This window comes from Variovorax sp. FW301-JW7, assembly GCF_058788795.1.
This window is the reverse complement of sequence record NZ_JBYTBC010000010.1, coordinates 181,512-199,429: the sequence shown is the minus strand read 5'-3', so window position 1 is coordinate 199,429 and position 17,918 is coordinate 181,512. Positions and strand designations below refer to the sequence as shown.

Genomic DNA, 17,918 nt, shown 5'->3' with positions numbered 1-17,918 from the left:
ACATCCATGCCCCACTCCGATTTCAAACCGCTCTCGCTGCTGTCCGCCGGCCCTGCCGCGGCCACGGCCACCGCCGGCACCGAACCTTGGACGCCCCTTCCCTACCCCGACGTGCCCCGCTACGACGCGCGCAGCCTGCTCACGCACTGGCCGCGCCTGCACGCCGGCCACGCGCTGCCGCCGCCTTCAGCCGACGCGCCGCTGGCCGAAGGCTGGGCGCTGTACCACAGCGGCGAGTTCGAACGCGCCGCCGTCCTCGGCCTGCGCCACGGCCCTGACGGCCTGGCGCTCGCCAACCAGGCGACCGCGATCTACGCCAACTACCTGGAACCGCGCGAGGCCGTGCGGCTTTCGCTGTTCCGCCAGGTGATCGAGCGCGCCGGCGCACAGGTCGCGGCCGAGCCCGACAACTGCCAGGCGCTGTACTGGCAGGCCTACGCGCTGGGCCGCTACAGCCAGGGCATCAGCGTGGCGCGAGCCCTGGCGCAGGGCCTGGGCACCAAGCTCAAGGGCGCGCTGGAGCACGTGATCGAACTGCAGCCCGACCACGGCGACGCGCACCTCGCGCTGGCCGCCTTCCACGCCGAGGTGATCGACAAGGTCGGCGCGCTGGTCGGGCGCATGACGTACGGCGTGCGCGCCGAAACCTCGATCGAACTGTTCGAGCGCGGGCTGGCGCTGCACCCGCAGTCGGCGGCCGGGATGATGGAGTACGCGCGTGCGCTGCTGATGCTGCACGGCGAGTCGCGCCTCGGAGAGGCGAACGGGCTGTACGAGAAGGCGGCGGCGCTGACGCCGGCGGATGCGCGGGAGCGGCTGGACGTGGAGCTGGCGCGCGCAGGCCTGACGGACTGAAAGGCCGGAACGCTTGCGATTGGTACCACTTGGTACCAATCCATTTAAGATGCGCGGTTTCCGACCTTCTTCCCGACCGCCATGTCCGACCTCAACGCCCAATTCGAAGCCGCCCAGGCCAACTCCAAGCTGCTGGCCGAGCGCCCCGACAACCCGACGCTGCTGAAGATCTACGCCCTGTTCAAGCAGGCGACCGAAGGCGACAACACGGTCAAGAAGCCCAGCTTCAGCGATATCGTCGCGCGCGCCAAGTGGGACGCGTGGACCGCCCAGAAGGGCGCCACCGCCGACGAAGCCAAGCAGAAATACATCGACCTGATCGAATCCCTGCGCGCCTGACCGGCCGCGCCGGCTAGCCGACGATCCCGCGTTCCTGCAACGCGGCAATCTGCTCGGCGCTCAACCCGATCTCCTCCAGCACCGCCTGCGTATCCGCCCCCAGCGCCGGCGCATTGCGCCGGTGCCCGGCCGGCGTGAGCGACAGCTTGGGCACGAAGCCGGGCACCGCGAGCGCGCTGCCGTCGGGCATCTTCACCTCTTGCAGCATGCCGCGCGCGGCGTAGTGCGGGTCGGCCGCGATGTCGGCGATGGTGTAGATGCGCCCGGCCGGCACGTGCGCCGCATCGAGCGCGGCCAGCACCTCGGTCACCGTGCGCTGCGCGGCCCAGTCGCCGATGGCGGCATCGAGCATCCCGACCTGCGCCACGCGGCCCGTGTTGCCGGCCAGCGCCGGGTCGGCCGCGAGGTCCGGCCGGCCGATGCAAGCCATGAGCCGCTTGAAGATGCTGTCGCCGTTGCCCGCGACGATGGCATAGCCGCCGTCCGCGCAGCGGTACGCGTTGGTGGGCGCAATGCCCGGCAGCGCACTGCCGGCGGCCTCGCGCACCGCGCCGAATTCGGCGTACTCGGGCAGCAGGCTTTCCATGCAGTTGAAGACCGCCTCGTACAGCGCGACGTCGACCACCTGGCCCCGGCCTTTGGGGAATTCGGCGCTCACGGTGGCGTGGCGGTGCTGCATGGCCATCAGCACGCCGATCACGCCGTGCAGCGAGGCCAGCGTGTCGCCGATCGACACGCCCACGCGCACCGGCACGCGGCCCGGTTCGCCCGTGAGGTGGCGCAGCCCGCCCATGGCCTCGGCCACCACGCCGAAGCCGGGGCGGTCGCGGTAGGGGCCGGTCTGGCCGTAGCCGCTGATGCGCAGCATCACGAGCGCGGGGTTGGCGGCCAGCAACTCGTCGGGCCCGAGGCCCCAGCCTTCCATCGCGCCGGGGCGGAAGTTCTCGACCAGCACGTCGGCCTCGGCCGCGAGCTGGCGCACGATGGCCTGCGCCTCGGGCTGGCGCAGGTCCAGCGCCAACGAGCGCTTGTTGCGCGACTGCACCTGCCACCAGACGGAGGTGCCGTCCTTCAGCAGCCGCCAGGTGCGCAGCGGGTCGCCCGCGCCGGGCGGCTCGATCTTGACCACGTCGGCGCCGAAGTCGGCCAGCGTGCGCGCCGCGAAGGGGCCGGCGATCAGTTGCCCGAGTTCGACGACCTTGAGGCCGGCCAGCGGACCCGCGGCCGGAGGGGAAAGAGAGCTTTGCGTCATGGTTTCCGAGTGTGCCGTGCCGCCCGGAGTACCGGGTCAGGCCGGGAAAACACCTATGAAATCTTGACACGGCGCGACGCGGCTCTTTTGCACTGCAGCAATTGCACTCCCGCACGCGCCACGCCCCGAGGAGAAAGGGGTTTGCTGCAGCGCAGCGCGTCGTCGCGCCCTTCACTACCAGGCAGGACCGCGACTCAAAAAAGTATCAGTTGCGAGCGCCAACGCTGGTTGTTGGCATCCGGAGCGATTCGTACAGTCCGCCTCACCCCACCCCGGGGCCACCACCACAGAGGAAAGACCGCCGGCCATGCAACCCGATCTGGAAATCGTCGAAGTCCAAGGTGACGAATCGTTCACCGCCTGGGCGCACGGCTATCCGTATCGCACGGTGCGCTGGCACTTCCATCCCGAGTACGAGATCCAGTTGATCGTCGAGACCCAGGGCGTGTACTTCGTGGGCGACCACGTCGGCCACTTCGAGCCGGGCAACCTCGTGTTCATGGGCCCCGACCTGCCGCACAACTGGATCAGCGACGTGCCCGCCGGCCAGAGCGTCGAGCGCCGCGGCATCGTGATCCAGTTTCCGGCCGCGCTGGTGCGCAACATGGCGGCCACCTTTCCCGAGTTCCGCCGCATCGAGCCGCTGCTGGCCGAGTCGGCCTCCGGCCTGCTCTTCTCGGCCGCCACCGCCGCCGCGGCCAAGCCGATCATGGAAGCGCTGCTCGAGGCGCGCGGGCTGCGCCGCGTGGTGCTGCTGCTGTCGCTGTTCGAGCTGCTGGTGGCCAGCGACGACCGCCAGCGGCTGGCCAGCCCCGCGTTCACGCCCGACCCCAAGGCCTTCATGTCGCACGCGATCAACAACGTGCTGGCGCACATTGCCGCCAACCTGGGCGACGAGTTGCGCGAGCCGATGCTGGCCGAGCTGGTGGGCCAGAGCCCGAGTGCGTTCTCGCGCTCGTTCCGCAAGCACACGGGCCAGTCGTTCGTGCGCTACGTGAACCGGCTGCGCATCGGCCGCGCCTGCGAACTGCTCGCCAACAGCGACAAGCCCGTGCTCGACGTCTGCATGGACGTGGGCTTCAACAACGTGTCGAACTTCAACCGGCAGTTCCTGCTGCACAAGCGCATGCCGCCGACCAAGTTCCGCCATTTCCATCGCATGCAGCTCGCTGCATCGCGCGCCGCCAACAGCCCGCCGTAGCGCGCCCCCCGTGTTCCCCGCGTCGTTCCTGGCGCGGCGCCTTGCGCGCCGCGCGGGGCGGCCCTTTGCCCGCGTTTTTTTGCCGACCGTCACACAACCAACCTCAAGGAGACAACCCAATGAAGAGCCTTCTCAAAGCCACCGCCCTCGTCGCCGCCCTGGCCTGCGGCACCACCGCCGCGCTGGCACAGGCGCCCAAGCAGCCGCTGCGCATCGGCATGACCTTCCAGGAGCTGAACAACCCCTACTTCGTGACGATGAAGCAGGCCCTGGAAGAAGCCGCCGCCAGCATCGGCGCCACCGTGGTCACCACCGATGCGCGTCACGACGTGGCCAAGCAGATCGGCGACGTGGAAGACATGATCCAGAAGAAGATCGACATCCTGCTGCTGAACCCGACCGACTCGGCCGGCGTGCAGTCGGCGGTGCGCTCGGCCAAGAAGGCCGGCGTGATCGTGGTGGCGGTCGACGCCAACGCGCAGGGTCCGGTCGATTCGTTCGTGGGCTCCAAGAACCTCGACGCCGGCCGCCTGGCCTGCGAGTACCTGGCGAAGAACATCGGCGAGAAGGGCGACGTGGCCATCCTCGACGGCATTCCGGTCGTGCCGATCCTGGAGCGCGTGAAGGGCTGCCGCGAAGCGCTGGCCAAGTACCCCGGCATCAAGGTCGTGAGCACGCAGAACGGCAAGCAGGAGCGCGCCACCGCGCTCACCGTGACCGAGAACATCCTGCAGGCCAACAAGAACCTCAAGGGCGTGTTCAGCGTGAACGACGGCGGCTCGATGGGCGCGCTCGCGGCCATCGAGGCCAGCGGCAAGGACGTGAAGCTCACCAGCGTGGACGGCGCACCCGAGGCCATCAAGGCGATGCAGAAGGCGGGCTCGAAGTTCATCGCCACCACCGCGCAGTACCCACGCGACCAGATCCGCCTGGCCATCGGCATCGCGCTGGCCAAGAAGTGGGGCGCCAACGTGCCCGCGGCCGTGCCGGTCGACGTGAAGCTCATCGACGCCGAAGGCGCCAAGACCTTCAGCTGGTAAGCCACCGCAGGCACCGCCCGTGACCACCACGTACGAACCACATCGGGAGATGCTGCGGCTGGAGGGCGTGTCCAAGCGCTTCCCGGGCGTGAAGGCCCTGTCGAACATCGACCTCTCGGTGCGCCACGGCGAGGTGCACGCGCTGCTCGGCGAGAACGGCGCGGGCAAGTCGACGCTGATGAAGATCCTCGGTGGCATCCACCAGGCCGACGAGGGCCGCATCGTCATCGACGGCACCGAGTGCCACTTCGCCGGCTACGGCGACGCCATCGCGGCCGGCATCGGCATCATCTTCCAGGAGTTCAGCCTGGTGCCGTACCTGAACGCGGTGGAGAACATCTTCCTGGGCCGCTACCGCACGAACCGCTTCGGCCTCATGGACCAGGCCGCCATGCAGCGCGAGGCCCGCGCGGTGTTCGATGAACTGGGCGTGCAGATCGACCTCGGCGTGCCGATCTGCCAGCTCTCGGTGGCGCAGCAGCAGTTCGTCGAGATCGGCAAGGCGCTGTCGCTGAAGGCGCGGCTGCTGGTGCTCGACGAACCCACCGCCACGCTCACGCCCAACGAGGCCGAGCACCTGTTCAAGGTGATGCGCGCGCTGCGCGCCAAGGGCGTGGCGATGATCTTCATCTCGCACCACCTCGATGAAATCTTCGAGGTCTGCGACCGCATCAGCGTGCTGCGCGACGGCGCCAACGCCGGACACGCCGAGGTGGCCGCCACGACCGTGGACGCGCTGGTCGAGATGATGGTGGGCCGGCGCATCGAACAGAGCTTTCCGCCCAAGCCGCAGCCCGCGCCGAACGGCCGCAAGGTGCTCGAGGTGCCCGAGATCCAGCTCGTGAAGGACGGCCCCGTGAACCGCTTCGACCTGCACGAAGGCGAGATCCTCGGCTTCGCGGGGCTGGTGGGCTCGGGCCGCACCGAACTCGCGCTGGGCATGATGGGCGCCGACCGCGCGCACCGCAAGACGGTGCTGCGCAACGGCCAGCGCGTGCGCCTGGACGACCCGACGCAGGCGCTCGCGCACGGCATCGGCCTGCTGCCCGAAAGCCGCAAGGTCGAAGGGCTGATCACCGACTTCACGATCCGCTTCAACATCTCGCTGAACAACCTCGGGCGGCACCGCCGCGCGGGCGTGGTCGACACGGCTTCCGAGAAACGCTCGGCCGACGAACTCTCGCGCCGCGTGGGCGTGAAGGCGCCGGGCATCGACACCCGCGTGGCCACGCTGTCGGGCGGCAACCAGCAGAAGGTGGTGATCGCGCGCTGGCTCGGCCACGACTGCGATGTGCTGATCTTCGACGAGCCCACGCGCGGCATCGACGTGGGCGCCAAGGCCGAGATCTACCAGCTGATGCGCGAACTCACGCGCCAAGGCAAGTCGATCCTGATGATCTCCAGCGAACTGCCCGAGATCGTCGGCCTGTGCGACCGCGTCGCGGTGTTCTCGGGCGGCGCCATCGTGGCCACGCTCACGGGCGACGCGATCAACGCGGGCGAAATCATGCGTCACGCGACGTCTTCTTCTCCCTCCCTTCCCTCTTCCTCCGGAAGCCCCCCATGACTGCCACCGCCACCCATCCCACGCCGCCGGCACCCGCGGGCGGGTTCTTCACGCAGTTGCGCCGCTCGACGGCCTTCCTGCCGCTGGTCGGCCTGGTCGCCATTTCGGTCTTCATGATCGTGGCGACCGACAACTTCCTTTCGGTGAGCAACCTGCAGAACATCGCGCTGCAGTCGTCCATCAACGCGATCATCGCGGTGGGCATGACGGCCGCGATCCTCACAGGCGGCATCGACCTCTCGGTGGGCGCGGTGGTGGCGCTGTCGGGCACGCTGGCCTCGGGGCTGATGGTGCACTTCGGCCTGCCGCCCGTGCTCGCCGTGCCGCTCGGGCTCGGCGTGGGCGCGGTGATCGGCCTGTTCAACGGCTACTGCGTGGCCTACCTGCGCATGCCGCCGATCATCGTGACGCTGGCCACCATGGGCATCGCGCGCGGCATCGCGTTGATCTACACCGGTGGCTACCCGATCGACGGCCTGCCCGAGTCGTTCGCCTTTCTCGGCAGCGGCACGCTCGCGGGCCTGAAGGTGCCGATCCTCATCATGCTGGCGACCTACCTCGTGGCCTACGTGCTGCTCAACATGGCGCCCTTCGGCCGCTACGTGTACGCCATCGGCGGCAACGAGGAAGCCACGCGGCTGTCGGGCGTGCGCGTGTCGCGCTACAAGCTGCTGGTGTATGTGCTCAGCGGCCTCACGGCCGCCATCGCGGGCATCGTGCAGGCCGCGCGCGTCACCAGCGGCCAGCCCGGCGTGGGCGTGGGCTTCGAGCTCGACGCGATCGCGGCGGTGGTGATGGGCGGCACGTCCATCGCCGGTGGCCGCGGCGCCATCGTGGGCACGCTGGTCGGTGCGCTGCTGCTGGCCGTGCTCAACAACGGTCTCAACATGATCGGCGTGTCGCCGTACCTGCAATTGATCATCAAGGGCGGCATCGTCTTGCTCGCGATCTTCATCAGCAGGGAAGCCAAGCGCTGACCCTTTCCTGCCTGGCTCCTTCCCCTTCCGGGGGAAGGCTGGGATGGGGGCAGGCAGAGCGCCCGCAATAAGCGCCGCTTGCCCCCACCCCGGCCCTCCCCCGGGAGGGGAGGGAGAAAAACCCAAACCCTCTCTGAACACAAGGAACCCATGTCTTATCAAAAGCTGCAACCAGGCACATCGGGCCTCGCCGCCATGCAGGCCGTCGTGTGCCACGGCCCCAAGGACTACCGCCTCGAAACCGTCGCGATGCCCACCATCGGCCCGAACGAACTGCTCATTTCCATCGCGGCCTGCGGCATCTGCGCCTCCGACTGCAAGTGCCACTCGGGCGCGAAGATGTTCTGGGGCGGCGACGGCCAGCCTTCGTGGGTCAAAGCGCCGGTCATCCCCGGCCATGAGTTCTTCGGCTACGTCGAGGCGCTGGGCGAAGGCGCGGCGGAGCACTTCGGCGTGGAGAAAGGCGACCGCGTGATCGCCGAGCAGATCGTGCCCTGCGGCAAGTGCCGCTTCTGCACCAGCGGCAAATACTGGATGTGCGAGGTCCACAACATCTTCGGCTTCCAGCGCATCGTGGCCGACGGCGGCATGGCCGACTACATGCGCCTGCCGCCGACCTCGCGCGTGCACAAGATCCCCGACGGCATCTCGCTGGAAGACGCGGCCATCATCGAGCCGCTCTCGTGCGCGATCCACACCGTGAACCGGGGCGACATCCAGCTCGACGACGTGGTGGTGATCGCCGGCGCCGGCCCGCTCGGGCTGATGATGACGCAGGTGGCGGCGCTGAAGACGCCCAAGAAGCTGATCGTGATCGACCCCGTGCCCGAGCGCCTCGCACTCGCGAAGCAGTACGGCGCCGATGTCGTCATCAACCCGAAGACCGAGAACGCCGACGCCCTCGTCAAGGGCCTCACCGAAGGCTACGGCTGCGACGTCTACATCGAGACCACCGGCGCGCCCATCGGCGTGACGCAGGGCCTGGACATGATCCGCAAGCTCGGCCGCTTCGTCGAGTTCAGCGTGTTCGGCTCGGAGACCAGCGCCGACTGGTCGATCATCGGCGACCGCAAGGAACTCGACGTGCGCGGCGCGCACCTGGGCCCGTATTGCTACCCGGTCGCCATCGACCTGCTGGCGCGCGGGCTCGTCACCTCGAAGGGCATCGTGACGCACGACTTTCCGCTGACCGAGTGGGAGCACGCCTTCGCGCTGGCCAACTCGCTCGACTCGATCAAGGTGCTGCTCAAGCCGCAGCCCCGCGCCGGGTCATGAAGTACGTCGTCGGCGTCGACATCGGCACGCAGAGCACCAAGTGCCTGCTGGTCGGCATCGACGGCAAGGTGCACGCGCAGGCGAGCGTGGCCTACCAGCCCGAGACGCCGAAGCCGCTGTGGGCGCAGCAGGACTGCGAGGTCTGGTTCGACGCCGTGTGCGAGAGCGTGCGTGCCTGCGTGGCGCAAGGCGGCATCGCAGCCACCGACATCGCCGCGATGTGCGTGAGCAGCCTCTACGGCGGCGCGGGCATCCCGGTCGACGAGGCCATGCGCCCGCTGCACCCCTGCCTGATCTGGATGGACCGCCGCGCCACCGCCGAAGTCGATGCGGTGAACGCGACGGTCGACGTGGCGCGGCTGCAGGCCATCACCGGCAACGGCGTCGACAGTTACTACGGCTTCACCAAGATGCTGTGGCTGCGCGAGCACCGGCCCGAGGTGTGGGCGAAGACGCACCACTTCCTGCCGCCCAACAGCTACATCAACTGGCGGCTGACGGGCCAGCTCGCGGTCGACCACAGCTCGGCCGGCAACATCGGCGGCGTGTACGACGCGGCGCGGCGGCGCTGGTCGACGCAAGCGCTCGACATGCTCGGCATCCCGGCGCGCATGATGCCGCCGCGGCTCGTCGAATCGAGCGAGGTGGTGGGCCACCTGAGCGCCGAGTGGGCCGCGCAGCTGGGCCTGCGCGAAGGCATGCCGCTGATGGCCGGCGGCGTCGATGCGGCGGTGGCCACCTTCTGCGCGGGCGTCACCGGCAGCGGCGACCACGTCGCGATGATCGGCACCAGCATGTGCTGGGGCTTCGTGAGCCCGACGGTGGACGCGCGCCACAGGCTCATCACCATGCCGCACGTGTACCGCGGCGCGGACCGCAGCTACGTGTTCGGCGGCGCGATCACGGCCGGCGCGGCCGTCACCTGGTTCCGCGAGGCCTTCTGCCAGGCCGAGATGGCCGAGGCCGCGCGCACCGGTGAAGACGCGCACGCCCTCATCGAACGCCGCGCGGTCGATGTGCCGCCCGGCGCCGACGGCCTGGTCTTCCTGCCCTACCTGATGGGCGAGCGCAGCCCGATCTGGGATGCACAGGCCAAGGGCGCCTTCCTCGGCCTCTCGCTCGCGCACAGCCGCGCCCACCTGTATCGCGCCGTGCTCGAAGGCGTGAGCTTCGCGCTGCAGCACAACATCGAGGCCGGCCGGCGCAGCGGCCAGCCGCTGGACGACCGCCTGATCGTGGTCGGCGGCGCCGCGCATTCCGACCTGTGGATGCAGATCGTGGCCGACGTCACGGGCTACCGCGTGTTCACGATCGAGGAAGAGGTCGAAGCCGCCCTCGGCGCGGCGATGCTCGCGGCGCTCGGGGCCGGGCTGGTCGACGCGGCCACCGCCGAACGCGGCTGGGTCACGCTGGTGGAACGCGCGCGGCCCGAGCCTGCGGCGCAGGCGGTCTACCGGGAGCGCTTCGAGATCTACACCTCGCTGTACCCGGCGCTGCGTGATGCGATGCATCGGTTGGGATGAGGCATCTGTCCGGGGCGCGATCACGCCGACGGGGGACATTCGCGGAGGGGAGTACCCGGTGTCCCGTGCACACGCCCTGAACCCACAACATCCGATAGAGCAACCGACATGACACCCACCTTCGACTTCTCAGGCAAGCGCGCCCTCGTGACAGGCGCCAGCAGCGGCATCGGCCGCGCAGTCGCCGCACAGCTCGCCCGCTCAGGCGCACAAGTCACAGCCGTAGGTCGCAACGCCGACGCGCTGGAAGCATTGCAGGCCGAATCCGGTTGCCTGCCCTTGGCCCTGGACGTGGCCGACGTCCCCGCACTGGAAAAAGCACTCGCCCCCTTGCCCGCCTTCGACCTCGTCGTGAACTGCGCCGGCACCACGCGCATCGAGCGCGCCATCGACCTGCAGGCCGGGAGCTTCGACGCCGTGATGGCCGTCAACACACGCGCCGCCGCGCTCGTGGCCGCGCGCTGCGGCCGGGCCATGATCGCGGCCGGCGTGCGCGGCAGCATCGTCAACGTGTCGAGCCAGGCCTCGCTGGTCGCGCTCGACGCGCACCTTTGCTACAGCGCCTCGAAGGCGGCGATGGACGCCGTCACGCGTGCGCTGTGCCTCGAGTTCGGGCCGCACGGCATCCGCGTGAACAGCGTGAACCCGACCGTCACGCTCACGCCCATGGCCGAGCGGGCATGGTCCGACCCGGCCAAGAGCGCGGCAGCGCTCCAGAACATTCCGTTGGGACGTTTCGCGCAGGTCGAGGAAGTGGTCGCGCCGATCCTGTTCCTGCTGTCCGACGGCGCGTCGATGGTCAGCGGCGTGGCGCTGCCGGTCGATGGCGGCTACACCATCGCCTGAAGAAAAAGAAAAACCTCCGCCTCAGGCGAAGCGGGTGCCGCCCTGCGGCGCGTCGAGCAGCGCGTCGAGGTTGCGCGAGATCTTCTGCTCGATCTGGTCGCTGAAGCTGCTGAACAGGAAACCCAGCGTCGCTTCGAGCCGGAAGGTGTCGGCCGTGACCTCCACCGTGCCGTCGATGCCCGCGCGGCTGAACTGGGCCCGGTCGCAGTCGGTGCCCTCGGTGTAGGTGCATTCCAGACCGTAGTCCTGCTCGACCTGATGCACCCATTGGCGCGCGACTTCGCGGGCGCCGGCAATGCCCAGCGTGTGGTTGCGTTCGATTTGGATGTCAGGCACCGTGGTCTCCGTTGTTGTCGTGTGTGCGGCCGTGGCGCGCATGGGTGTGCAGGATACCCGTGGCGGCCTGCAGGGCGCTGCGGCGCTCTTCCGTCGTGGGCAGCGCGGCAATGCGCCGCACCGCAGTGTAAAAGCGCGGCCAGTCGCGGCCCTCGCGTTCGAACAGGGCTTCGAAGCCCGGCACGAGGTCGTCATACGCGCCCTGCGCACCGAAGGCTGCATTGTTGGCGCGCGCCACCCAGCCGTCGTAGGCGTTCTGGCGCGGACCGGTCCACGCCGCCTTCAGCGCGGCATAGCGCTCGCGGAAGTCGGCCATGGCGGCCTGCTTCTGCACTTCGACCTTCGCCCAGTCCTTGGCCTTGGCTTCGGGCGACTCGTACACCTGCGTGAGCGCGCGGCGCGTGTTGAGCGCCAGCGCACGGAAGTCCTGCCGCTGTGCATTGAACTGCGCGTACTCGGCGCGCGCGGCCTCACCGGCTTCGCGCTGCAGCCACATCGCGCCGCCGATGCGCTCGACGGCCGTGGCGTACGACTCGTTGAACACCGTGTCGCCCGGCACATAGAGCACCTGGTGCGCCAGCTCGTGGAACACGAGGCGCGCCAGCTCGCCCTCGGGGTAGCCGATGAAGGTGGACAACAGCGGATCGCCGCCGGCCCAGTTCATCCAGCCCAGTGTGGAGTACGCGGGCACGGGGTACACGGCCACTTCGAGGCCATTCGTCTTCTGCGCCTCGGCCTCGGTTTTCGCGGCGGCTTCGTCGTAGTAACCGCGGTAACCCACGCAGCCCGCGACCGGGAAGCACCATCTCTTGAGCGTGAGCGAGTACGGCGGCGCGGCCACCACGTTCCACACGGCGGCGGGGCGGTGCAGGTCGGCATACGAGGTGTAGCTCGCGTTGTCGGGCAGGCCGAGTTCGCTCGATGCGAAACGGCGGATGCGCTGCGCAAGCTCGAGCTTGGCCTTGAGCGGCGCCCCCACGGCCGGGTCGGCCAGCCATTCGGGCACGGGCTTGGCCGCGCGCAGGATGTCGAGGTGGCCGTTGGCCGATTGCCAGTAGTAGCCGAGGTCGGCGCAGCCACTTAGGAAAAGCGCGCCGGCCAATGCCAGCGCGGGCGTGCGCAGCCGCCGCATCACGCCTTTTCGACCTGCACCAGGCAGTCGTAGAAGGTCGGGCCCCGGCCGATGTCGGTCAGGCGCTGGCTGGTCAGCTCGTTGACGTTGGTGCCGTCCATGCCGAGCTTGCGCCACCAGATGCCCATGCCGTGCACCACGCCCTGGCGCGCGCGGCGCGACACCTCGGCGCGGCAGCGGTGCTCGCCGCGCTGGTTGAACACGCGCACCGTGGCGCCGTCCTCGATGCCGCGCGCGGCGGCATCGTCGGCGTGGATCTCGAGCAGCGGCTCGACCTCGATGGCGCGCAGGCTGGTCACGTTGACGAAGGTCGAATTGAGGAAGTTGCGCGCCGGCGGCGAGATCATGGCCAGCGGGAACTCGGTCGAGCTGCCGGCCGGTTCCCAGTTGGGCACGTGGTCGGGCAGGCCGTCCATGCCCATGGCCTGCAGGCGCTCGCTGAAGAACTCGCAGCGGCCCGAAGGCGTGGGGAACCTGCCTTCGGCGAACGGTGCCTCGGCCAGCTTCAGGCTGGTGAAGCCTTGGGCGCGCAGCTGCTCGAAGTCGATCACCTTCTCGGCGAAGGCGGTGCGGCACAGCGACTCGTCGCTCTCCGAAAAGCAGGGCTCGTCGAAGCCCAGGCGGCGCGCCAGTTCGCGGAACACCCAGGCGTTGCTGCGGGCCTCGCCGCGCGGCGCCACGGCGGGGCGGTTCAGCAGCACGTCGGTGTGGCCGTAGCTGCAATGGATGTCCCAGTGCTCGAGCTGCGTGGTGGCGGGCAGCAGGTAGTCGGCGTAGTCGGCGGTGTCGGTGCGGAACTGCTCGAGCACCACGGTGAAGAGGTCTTCGCGCGCAAAGCCCGCCACCACCTTGGCCGACTCGGGCGCCACCGCCACGGGGTTGCTGTTGTAGACCACGACGGCCTTCACGGGCCTCGCGGTGTCGAGCAGCGCATCGCCGATGGTGCTCATGTTGATGGTGCGCGGCTTGCGCCCGGCCAGCAGGTCGGGGCGCTGCAGCGCGGCGCGGTCGACCGGGTAGTGGCCCGAGCTGCTGAGCAGCAGGCCGCCCGCGCGGTCGCGCCAGGCGCCGACCAGCGCCGGCAGGCAGGCGATGGCGCGCGCCGCGTTGCCGCCGCCGCGCACGCGCTGCATGCCGTAGTTCAGGCGGATCGCGGCCGGCTTCGTGGTGCCGTAGGCCTGGGCCAGCGCGACGATCTGTGCCTCGGGAATGCCGCAGACCTCGGCCGCGCGTGACGGCGGCCATTGCAGCGCGCGCTCGCGCAGCTGCTCCCAGCCCAGCGTGTGGTTGGCGATGTAGTCGTGGTCGAGCCAGTCGTGCACGATGAGTTCGTGCATGAGCGCCAGCGCCAGCGCGGCGTCGGTGCCGGGCAGCAGCGCGATGTGCTCGTCGCACTTGTCGGCGGTTTCGGTCTTGCGCGGGTCGATGCACACCAGCCGTGCGCCAGCGCGTTTGGCGGCCTGGGCGTGGCGCCAGAAGTGCAGGTTGCTGGCGATGGAGTTGCTGCCCCAGATGAGGATGAGCTTGGCCTGCGCGAAGAACTCGATGCGCATGCCGACCTTGGCGCCCAGCGTATAGACCATGGCCTCGCCGCCCGCCATCGAGCAGATGGTGCGGTCCAGCAGCGAGGCGCCCAGCTTGTGGAAGAAGCGCCGGTCCATCGATTCGCCCTGCACCAGGCCCATGGTGCCCGCATAGCTGTAGGGGAGAATTGCTTCCGGTTCGGCCTGCAAACCCCGAAGATGCGCGGCGATATCGTCCAATGCCGTCTCCCACGAGACCGGCTCGAAGCGGCCGCTGCCCTTGGGACCGACGCGTTTCAGCGGCTGCACGAGCCGCTCGGCATGGTCATTGCGTTCGATGTATCGCGACACCTTGGTGCACAGCACGCCGCCGGTGTGCGAGTGGGCGGGGTTGCCCTGCAGCTTCACCGCCACGCCGTCCTTGACGGTGGTGACGAGCGCACAGGTGTCGGGGCAATCGTGCGGGCAGGCGCCCAGCACCGTGGAGGGTGCGGTGGCGTCGGGCGTGTCGAGGAGGGAATCCGTTGCGTGGGCCATCGGACAAGTCTAATTTGAGTATCAACACACAGGGCAGAGGGAGGATTTCACCATGACGATGCAATTGAATCGCAGGCATTTTTCGATCGCCACGGCGGCCGCTGCCACGCTGGGCGGCTTCGGCATCGCCCGGGCGCAGGGCGACACGCCGCTGGTGCTGGGCCAGTCGGCGCCGTTCACGGGGCCGGCCGCGCAACTGGGCATCCAGTTCCACCAGGGCGCCAAGCTGTTCCTGGACCAGCACAACGCGCAGCCGGGCCAGCGCGACGTGGTCATCAAGAACCTGGACGACGGCTACGAGCCCGACCGCTGCGCGGCCAACACGCAGAAGCTGATCAGTGAAGACGTGTTCGCGCTGTTCGGCTACATCGGCACGCCGACCAGCCTGGCCGCGCTGCCGCTGGCGGTGAAGGACAAGGTGCCGTTCATCGCGCCGTTCACGGGCGCGATGTCGCTGCGCGAGCCCTTTCACCGCAACGTGTTCCATCTGCGCGCTTCGTACAACGACGAGACGGCATTGATGGTGAAACAGCTCACTCACCTGGGCATGAAGAAGATCGCGGTCTTCTACCAGAACGACGCCTACGGCAAGGCCGGCCTCGACGGCGTGACGCTGGCACTGGCCCAGCAGGAACTCAAGCCGGTGGCGCTGGCCACGGTGGAGCGCAACTCGGCCGACGTGGCCGCCGCGGTGAAGACGATCATGGCGAGCCAGCCGGCGGCGGTGGTGCAGGTCGGTGCCTACAAGGCCTGCGCTGCGTTCATCCGCGAGATGCGCAAGGCGGGTTACGGCGGCGTGTTCTTCAACCTCTCGTTCGTGGGCACGCAGGCGCTGGCGGACGAGCTGGGCAAGGAGGCGGCGGGCGTGATGGTCACGCAGGTGGTGCCCTCGCCCTACAACCAGGCGAATGCGCTGGCCCGCGAGTTCACCGAGGCGGTGCGCAAGGCGGGCGGCGGCGCGAGCGCCAATTTCTCGAGCATGGAAGGCTACCTGGCCGCCAAGGTGCTGACCGAGGGCCTGCGCCGCGCACCGGGCGGCAAGGGCACGCGCGACGGGCTGATCGCGGGGCTGGAAAGCATCGAGCGGCAGCAGTTCGGCGGCTTCGAGGTGTCGTTCTCTTCGAAGAGCCATGTGGCTTCGAAGTTTGTCGAGCTGTCGATGCTGACGGCGGACGGGCGGGTGCGGACCTAGTTTCTCGGGGTGCGGTCAGGCCGAAAGGCCGTCCACCGCCTGGAACATCGCCTGCCGCGCCTGGCTCACGATCTGGCCGCGCCAGGCGTCGCTGTCCGTGTAGAACGCCTCCACCATGCGCGCGCGAATGCCATCGGCCAGATCGGCGGGCGCGTCCGGGTGCTTGTGCAGCCAGTGGTCGGCGCGCAGGGCGCCAGTCACCTCGAGCATCGGCAGCGTGCCGTATTCGAGCGCGATGCCGGTGTACTCGGCCTGCGGGCACTCTTCGTACACGGCGTCCCACATCAGCCCGCGCAGCAGCGCCGAGGTCGAGGAGCCGTCGTAGATCGAGGTCACGGGCGCGGCGGGCGTGCCCCACCAGGCGTTGGCGCGGGCGTAGGCCACCTTGTCGTCGCGGCAGGCAAAGATGCGCTCGCCCAGGCCGTTGGGGCCCAGCCCCGTGTGCAGGTCGATCCAGGCGAGGCGCTTCGCGCTGCCTGCATGGCGGCGCAGCACGCTGCGGATGGTCTTGTTGCTCCAGGTCGGCGCCTTGCCGCCGAAGAAGAGGCCGTCGTCGAACTGGTACTGGCCGCTCGTCACCGCCGCCTGGTAGGCCGTGGCGCCGTGCTTCTCGATCCACTTCTCGATCGCGGCCTGGTTCTCCGGCGTGGGTGGCCAGGTGTCGGGCAGCAGCAGCGGATGAAGCTTCGCGTAGGGCTCGTTCACCGGCACGGGCTTCGAGAAGTCGAGGAAGTTGCGGTTCAGGTCGACGTTCTCGTGCGTCACGCGGCGGCCGTACGAAAAGCCGTGTGGGTTGAGCGCATGCACGTACAGCACCGCCACGCCCTGCGCCTTGGCCTTCTCGCGCCATTCGGCGTCGTGCAACGCGAACACCTGCACGCCGCTGCCGCAGTGGCCCTCGACGCCGTGGCAGGCGCTGGTGACGACGAGCAGCCGCTCGGCGTTGGCGTCGCCGTCGAGCGCCACGTCCATCGACAGCTCTTCGCCGTCGCGGCCCTTGAGCGGGTGCGCATGCGGCTCGACCGTGAGGCCGGCGCTCACGCAGCCCTGCAGGAACTTCTGGCGCGCCTGGGCGTAGCGCGGCGAAAAGGCCTCGCCGATGCCGATCATGGGGCCGTGCCGCCGGGCTGGAGGAACTGCTCGGCGATCTGCACCCAGCAGGTCGCGCCCAGCGGGATGAGGTCGTCGTTGAAGTCGTAGCTGGCGTTGTGCAGCGTGCACGGGCCTTCGCCGTGGTGCACGTCGCGGTGCGCGCCGTCGCCGTTGCCGATGAAGGCGTAGGCGCCGGGCTTGGCCTGCAGCATGAAGGCGAAGTCTTCCGAGGTCATGGCGGCCTCCTGCTTGAGCACGTTCTCGGGGCCGACGATCCCGCCCATCACGCGGCGCGCGAAGTCGGCCTCGACCTCGGTGTTGATGGTCGGCGGGTAGTAGCGCTCGAAGCGGAACTCGCAGGTGGCGTCGTGCGCGGCGCAGATGTGCTCGCTGATCTGCTTCATCTTGGCCTCGATCATGTCGAGCACCTCGAGCGAGAAGGTGCGCACGGTGCCCGACAGCTCGCAGTTGTCGGGGATCACGTTGTTGGTTTCGCCGGCGTGGATGGTGGTGACCGAGATCACCGCTGAATCGGTCGGCTTCATCTTGCGCGTGAGGATGGTCTGGAAGGCCTGCACGATCTCGCAGGCGATCGGCACCGGGTCGATGCCGGTCTGCGGCAGCGCGGCGTGGCCGCCCTTGCCGACCACGTTCACATGGAACTTGTTGCCCGAGGCCATCACCGGGCCGGGGCTCACGGCGAACTGGCCGGCCTTCATGCCGGGCCAGTTGTGCATGCCGAACACGGCGTCCATGGGGAACTGCTCGAACAGGCCTTCCTTGATCATCTCGCGCGCGCCACCGCCGCCTTCTTCGGCCGGCTGGAAGATCAGGTAGACGGTGCCGTCGAAGTTGCGGTTTTTCGCCAGGTGTTGCGCCGCCGCGAGCAGCATGGCCGTGTGGCCGTCGTGGCCGCAGGCGTGCATCTTGCCGTGGTGCTGGCTGGCGTGGGCGAAGGTGTTGAGCTCGGTGACGGGCAGCGCGTCCATGTCGGCGCGCAGGCCGACGGCGCGGTTGCTGGTGCCGTTCTTGACGATGCCGACCACGCCGGTGGTGCCCAGGCCGCGGTGGATGGGGATGCCCCATTCGGTGAGCTTGCCTGCCACCACGTCGGCGGTGCGGACTTCTTCGAAACAGAGTTCAGGGTGGGCATGAAGGTCACGCCGGACGGCCGCGATGCCGGCCGCCTGCGTGACGAGCGAGTCGATGAGTTTCATAAGACACAGTCTAG

The 17,918-nt window shown here is 69.0% G+C and carries 16 protein-coding genes; 10 read left to right on the top strand and 6 right to left on the bottom strand.

Going from position 1 to position 17,918, the window contains the following annotated elements:
• Positions 1-6: 6 nt before the first annotated feature.
• Both AC3WQM_RS25190 and AC3WQM_RS25185 read left to right on the top strand, forming a co-directional pair.
• The gene (locus tag AC3WQM_RS25190; protein WP_492682547.1) at positions 7-855 is read left to right on the top strand and encodes a hypothetical protein; all 849 of its coding nucleotides are present in this window, start codon (positions 7-9) and stop codon (positions 853-855) included.
• 81 nt (positions 856-936) lie between these two features.
• On the top strand, positions 937-1,194 hold the full coding sequence (locus tag AC3WQM_RS25185) for an acyl-CoA-binding protein (protein WP_492682545.1): 258 nt from the start codon (positions 937-939) through the stop codon (positions 1,192-1,194).
• A 13-nt stretch (positions 1,195-1,207) separates the two neighbouring features.
• Here AC3WQM_RS25185 and AC3WQM_RS25180 read toward each other — a convergent pair whose 3' ends face one another.
• The gene (locus tag AC3WQM_RS25180) at positions 1,208-2,446 is read right to left on the bottom strand and encodes a CaiB/BaiF CoA transferase family protein (protein ID WP_492682543.1); all 1,239 of its coding nucleotides are present in this window, start codon (positions 2,444-2,446) and stop codon (positions 1,208-1,210) included.
• A 307-nt stretch (positions 2,447-2,753) separates the two neighbouring features.
• Between AC3WQM_RS25180 and AC3WQM_RS25175 the strand changes: the two genes are divergently transcribed.
• From AC3WQM_RS25175 to AC3WQM_RS25145, 7 genes are all read left to right on the top strand, one after another.
• A complete protein-coding gene (locus AC3WQM_RS25175) occupies positions 2,754-3,647 on the top strand; it encodes a helix-turn-helix domain-containing protein (RefSeq protein WP_062476111.1) in 894 nt (297 codons plus the stop codon).
• A gap of 119 nt (positions 3,648-3,766) precedes the next feature.
• Complete coding sequence (locus AC3WQM_RS25170; RefSeq protein WP_062476114.1) at positions 3,767-4,687, top strand: ABC transporter substrate-binding protein; 921 nt, start codon at positions 3,767-3,769, stop codon at positions 4,685-4,687.
• Between the two features lie 49 nt (positions 4,688-4,736).
• Entirely contained in the window at positions 4,737-6,254 is a 1,518-nt protein-coding gene (locus AC3WQM_RS25165) for a sugar ABC transporter ATP-binding protein (RefSeq protein WP_492682649.1), read from the top strand.
• Entirely contained in the window at positions 6,251-7,231 is a 981-nt protein-coding gene (locus AC3WQM_RS25160) for an ABC transporter permease (RefSeq protein ID WP_492682541.1), read from the top strand. The genes AC3WQM_RS25165 and AC3WQM_RS25160 overlap by 4 nt, the downstream gene beginning before the upstream one ends.
• Positions 7,232-7,381: 150 nt before the next feature.
• Positions 7,382-8,506, top strand: a complete 1,125-nt coding sequence (locus AC3WQM_RS25155; RefSeq protein ID WP_492682539.1) for an alcohol dehydrogenase catalytic domain-containing protein — start codon at positions 7,382-7,384, stop codon at positions 8,504-8,506.
• A complete protein-coding gene (locus tag AC3WQM_RS25150) occupies positions 8,503-10,029 on the top strand; it encodes an FGGY-family carbohydrate kinase (RefSeq protein ID WP_492682537.1) in 1,527 nt (508 codons plus the stop codon). The genes AC3WQM_RS25155 and AC3WQM_RS25150 overlap by 4 nt, the downstream gene beginning before the upstream one ends.
• A gap of 108 nt (positions 10,030-10,137) precedes the next feature.
• Positions 10,138-10,875: an SDR family oxidoreductase gene (locus AC3WQM_RS25145; RefSeq protein WP_492682535.1), complete on the top strand. Its 738-nt coding sequence runs from the start codon at positions 10,138-10,140 to the stop codon at positions 10,873-10,875.
• 21 nt (positions 10,876-10,896) lie between these two features.
• Here AC3WQM_RS25145 and AC3WQM_RS25140 read toward each other — a convergent pair whose 3' ends face one another.
• From AC3WQM_RS25140 to AC3WQM_RS25130, 3 genes are read right to left on the bottom strand one after another with little or no spacing between them, the layout of a single operon-like run.
• Positions 10,897-11,211 (bottom strand): polyhydroxyalkanoic acid system family protein, encoded by a 315-nt coding sequence (locus AC3WQM_RS25140; RefSeq protein WP_062476134.1) that lies wholly within the window; start codon positions 11,209-11,211, stop codon positions 10,897-10,899.
• Positions 11,204-12,343, bottom strand: a complete 1,140-nt coding sequence (locus AC3WQM_RS25135; protein ID WP_492682533.1) for an aminopeptidase — start codon at positions 12,341-12,343, stop codon at positions 11,204-11,206. Before AC3WQM_RS25135 ends, AC3WQM_RS25140 begins: the two co-directional genes overlap by 8 nt.
• The gene (locus AC3WQM_RS25130; protein WP_492682531.1) at positions 12,343-14,403 is read right to left on the bottom strand and encodes a molybdopterin-containing oxidoreductase family protein; all 2,061 of its coding nucleotides are present in this window, start codon (positions 14,401-14,403) and stop codon (positions 12,343-12,345) included. The genes AC3WQM_RS25135 and AC3WQM_RS25130 overlap by 1 nt, the downstream gene beginning before the upstream one ends.
• A 58-nt stretch (positions 14,404-14,461) precedes the next feature.
• Between AC3WQM_RS25130 and AC3WQM_RS25125 the strand changes: the two genes are divergently transcribed.
• Entirely contained in the window at positions 14,462-15,595 is a 1,134-nt protein-coding gene (locus AC3WQM_RS25125) for an ABC transporter substrate-binding protein (protein WP_492682647.1), read from the top strand.
• Between the two features lie 15 nt (positions 15,596-15,610).
• On the opposite strand, the gene AC3WQM_RS25120 is transcribed toward AC3WQM_RS25125, so the two are convergent.
• Together AC3WQM_RS25120 and AC3WQM_RS25115 are read right to left on the bottom strand one after the other, a co-directional pair.
• Entirely contained in the window at positions 15,611-16,705 is a 1,095-nt protein-coding gene (locus AC3WQM_RS25120; protein ID WP_492682529.1) for a M14 family metallopeptidase, read from the bottom strand.
• Positions 16,702-17,904, bottom strand: coding sequence for a M20 aminoacylase family protein (locus AC3WQM_RS25115; RefSeq protein ID WP_492682527.1), 1,203 nt, complete (start codon positions 17,902-17,904; stop codon positions 16,702-16,704). Before AC3WQM_RS25115 ends, AC3WQM_RS25120 begins: the two co-directional genes overlap by 4 nt.
• Between the last annotated feature and the right edge of the window lie 14 nt (positions 17,905-17,918).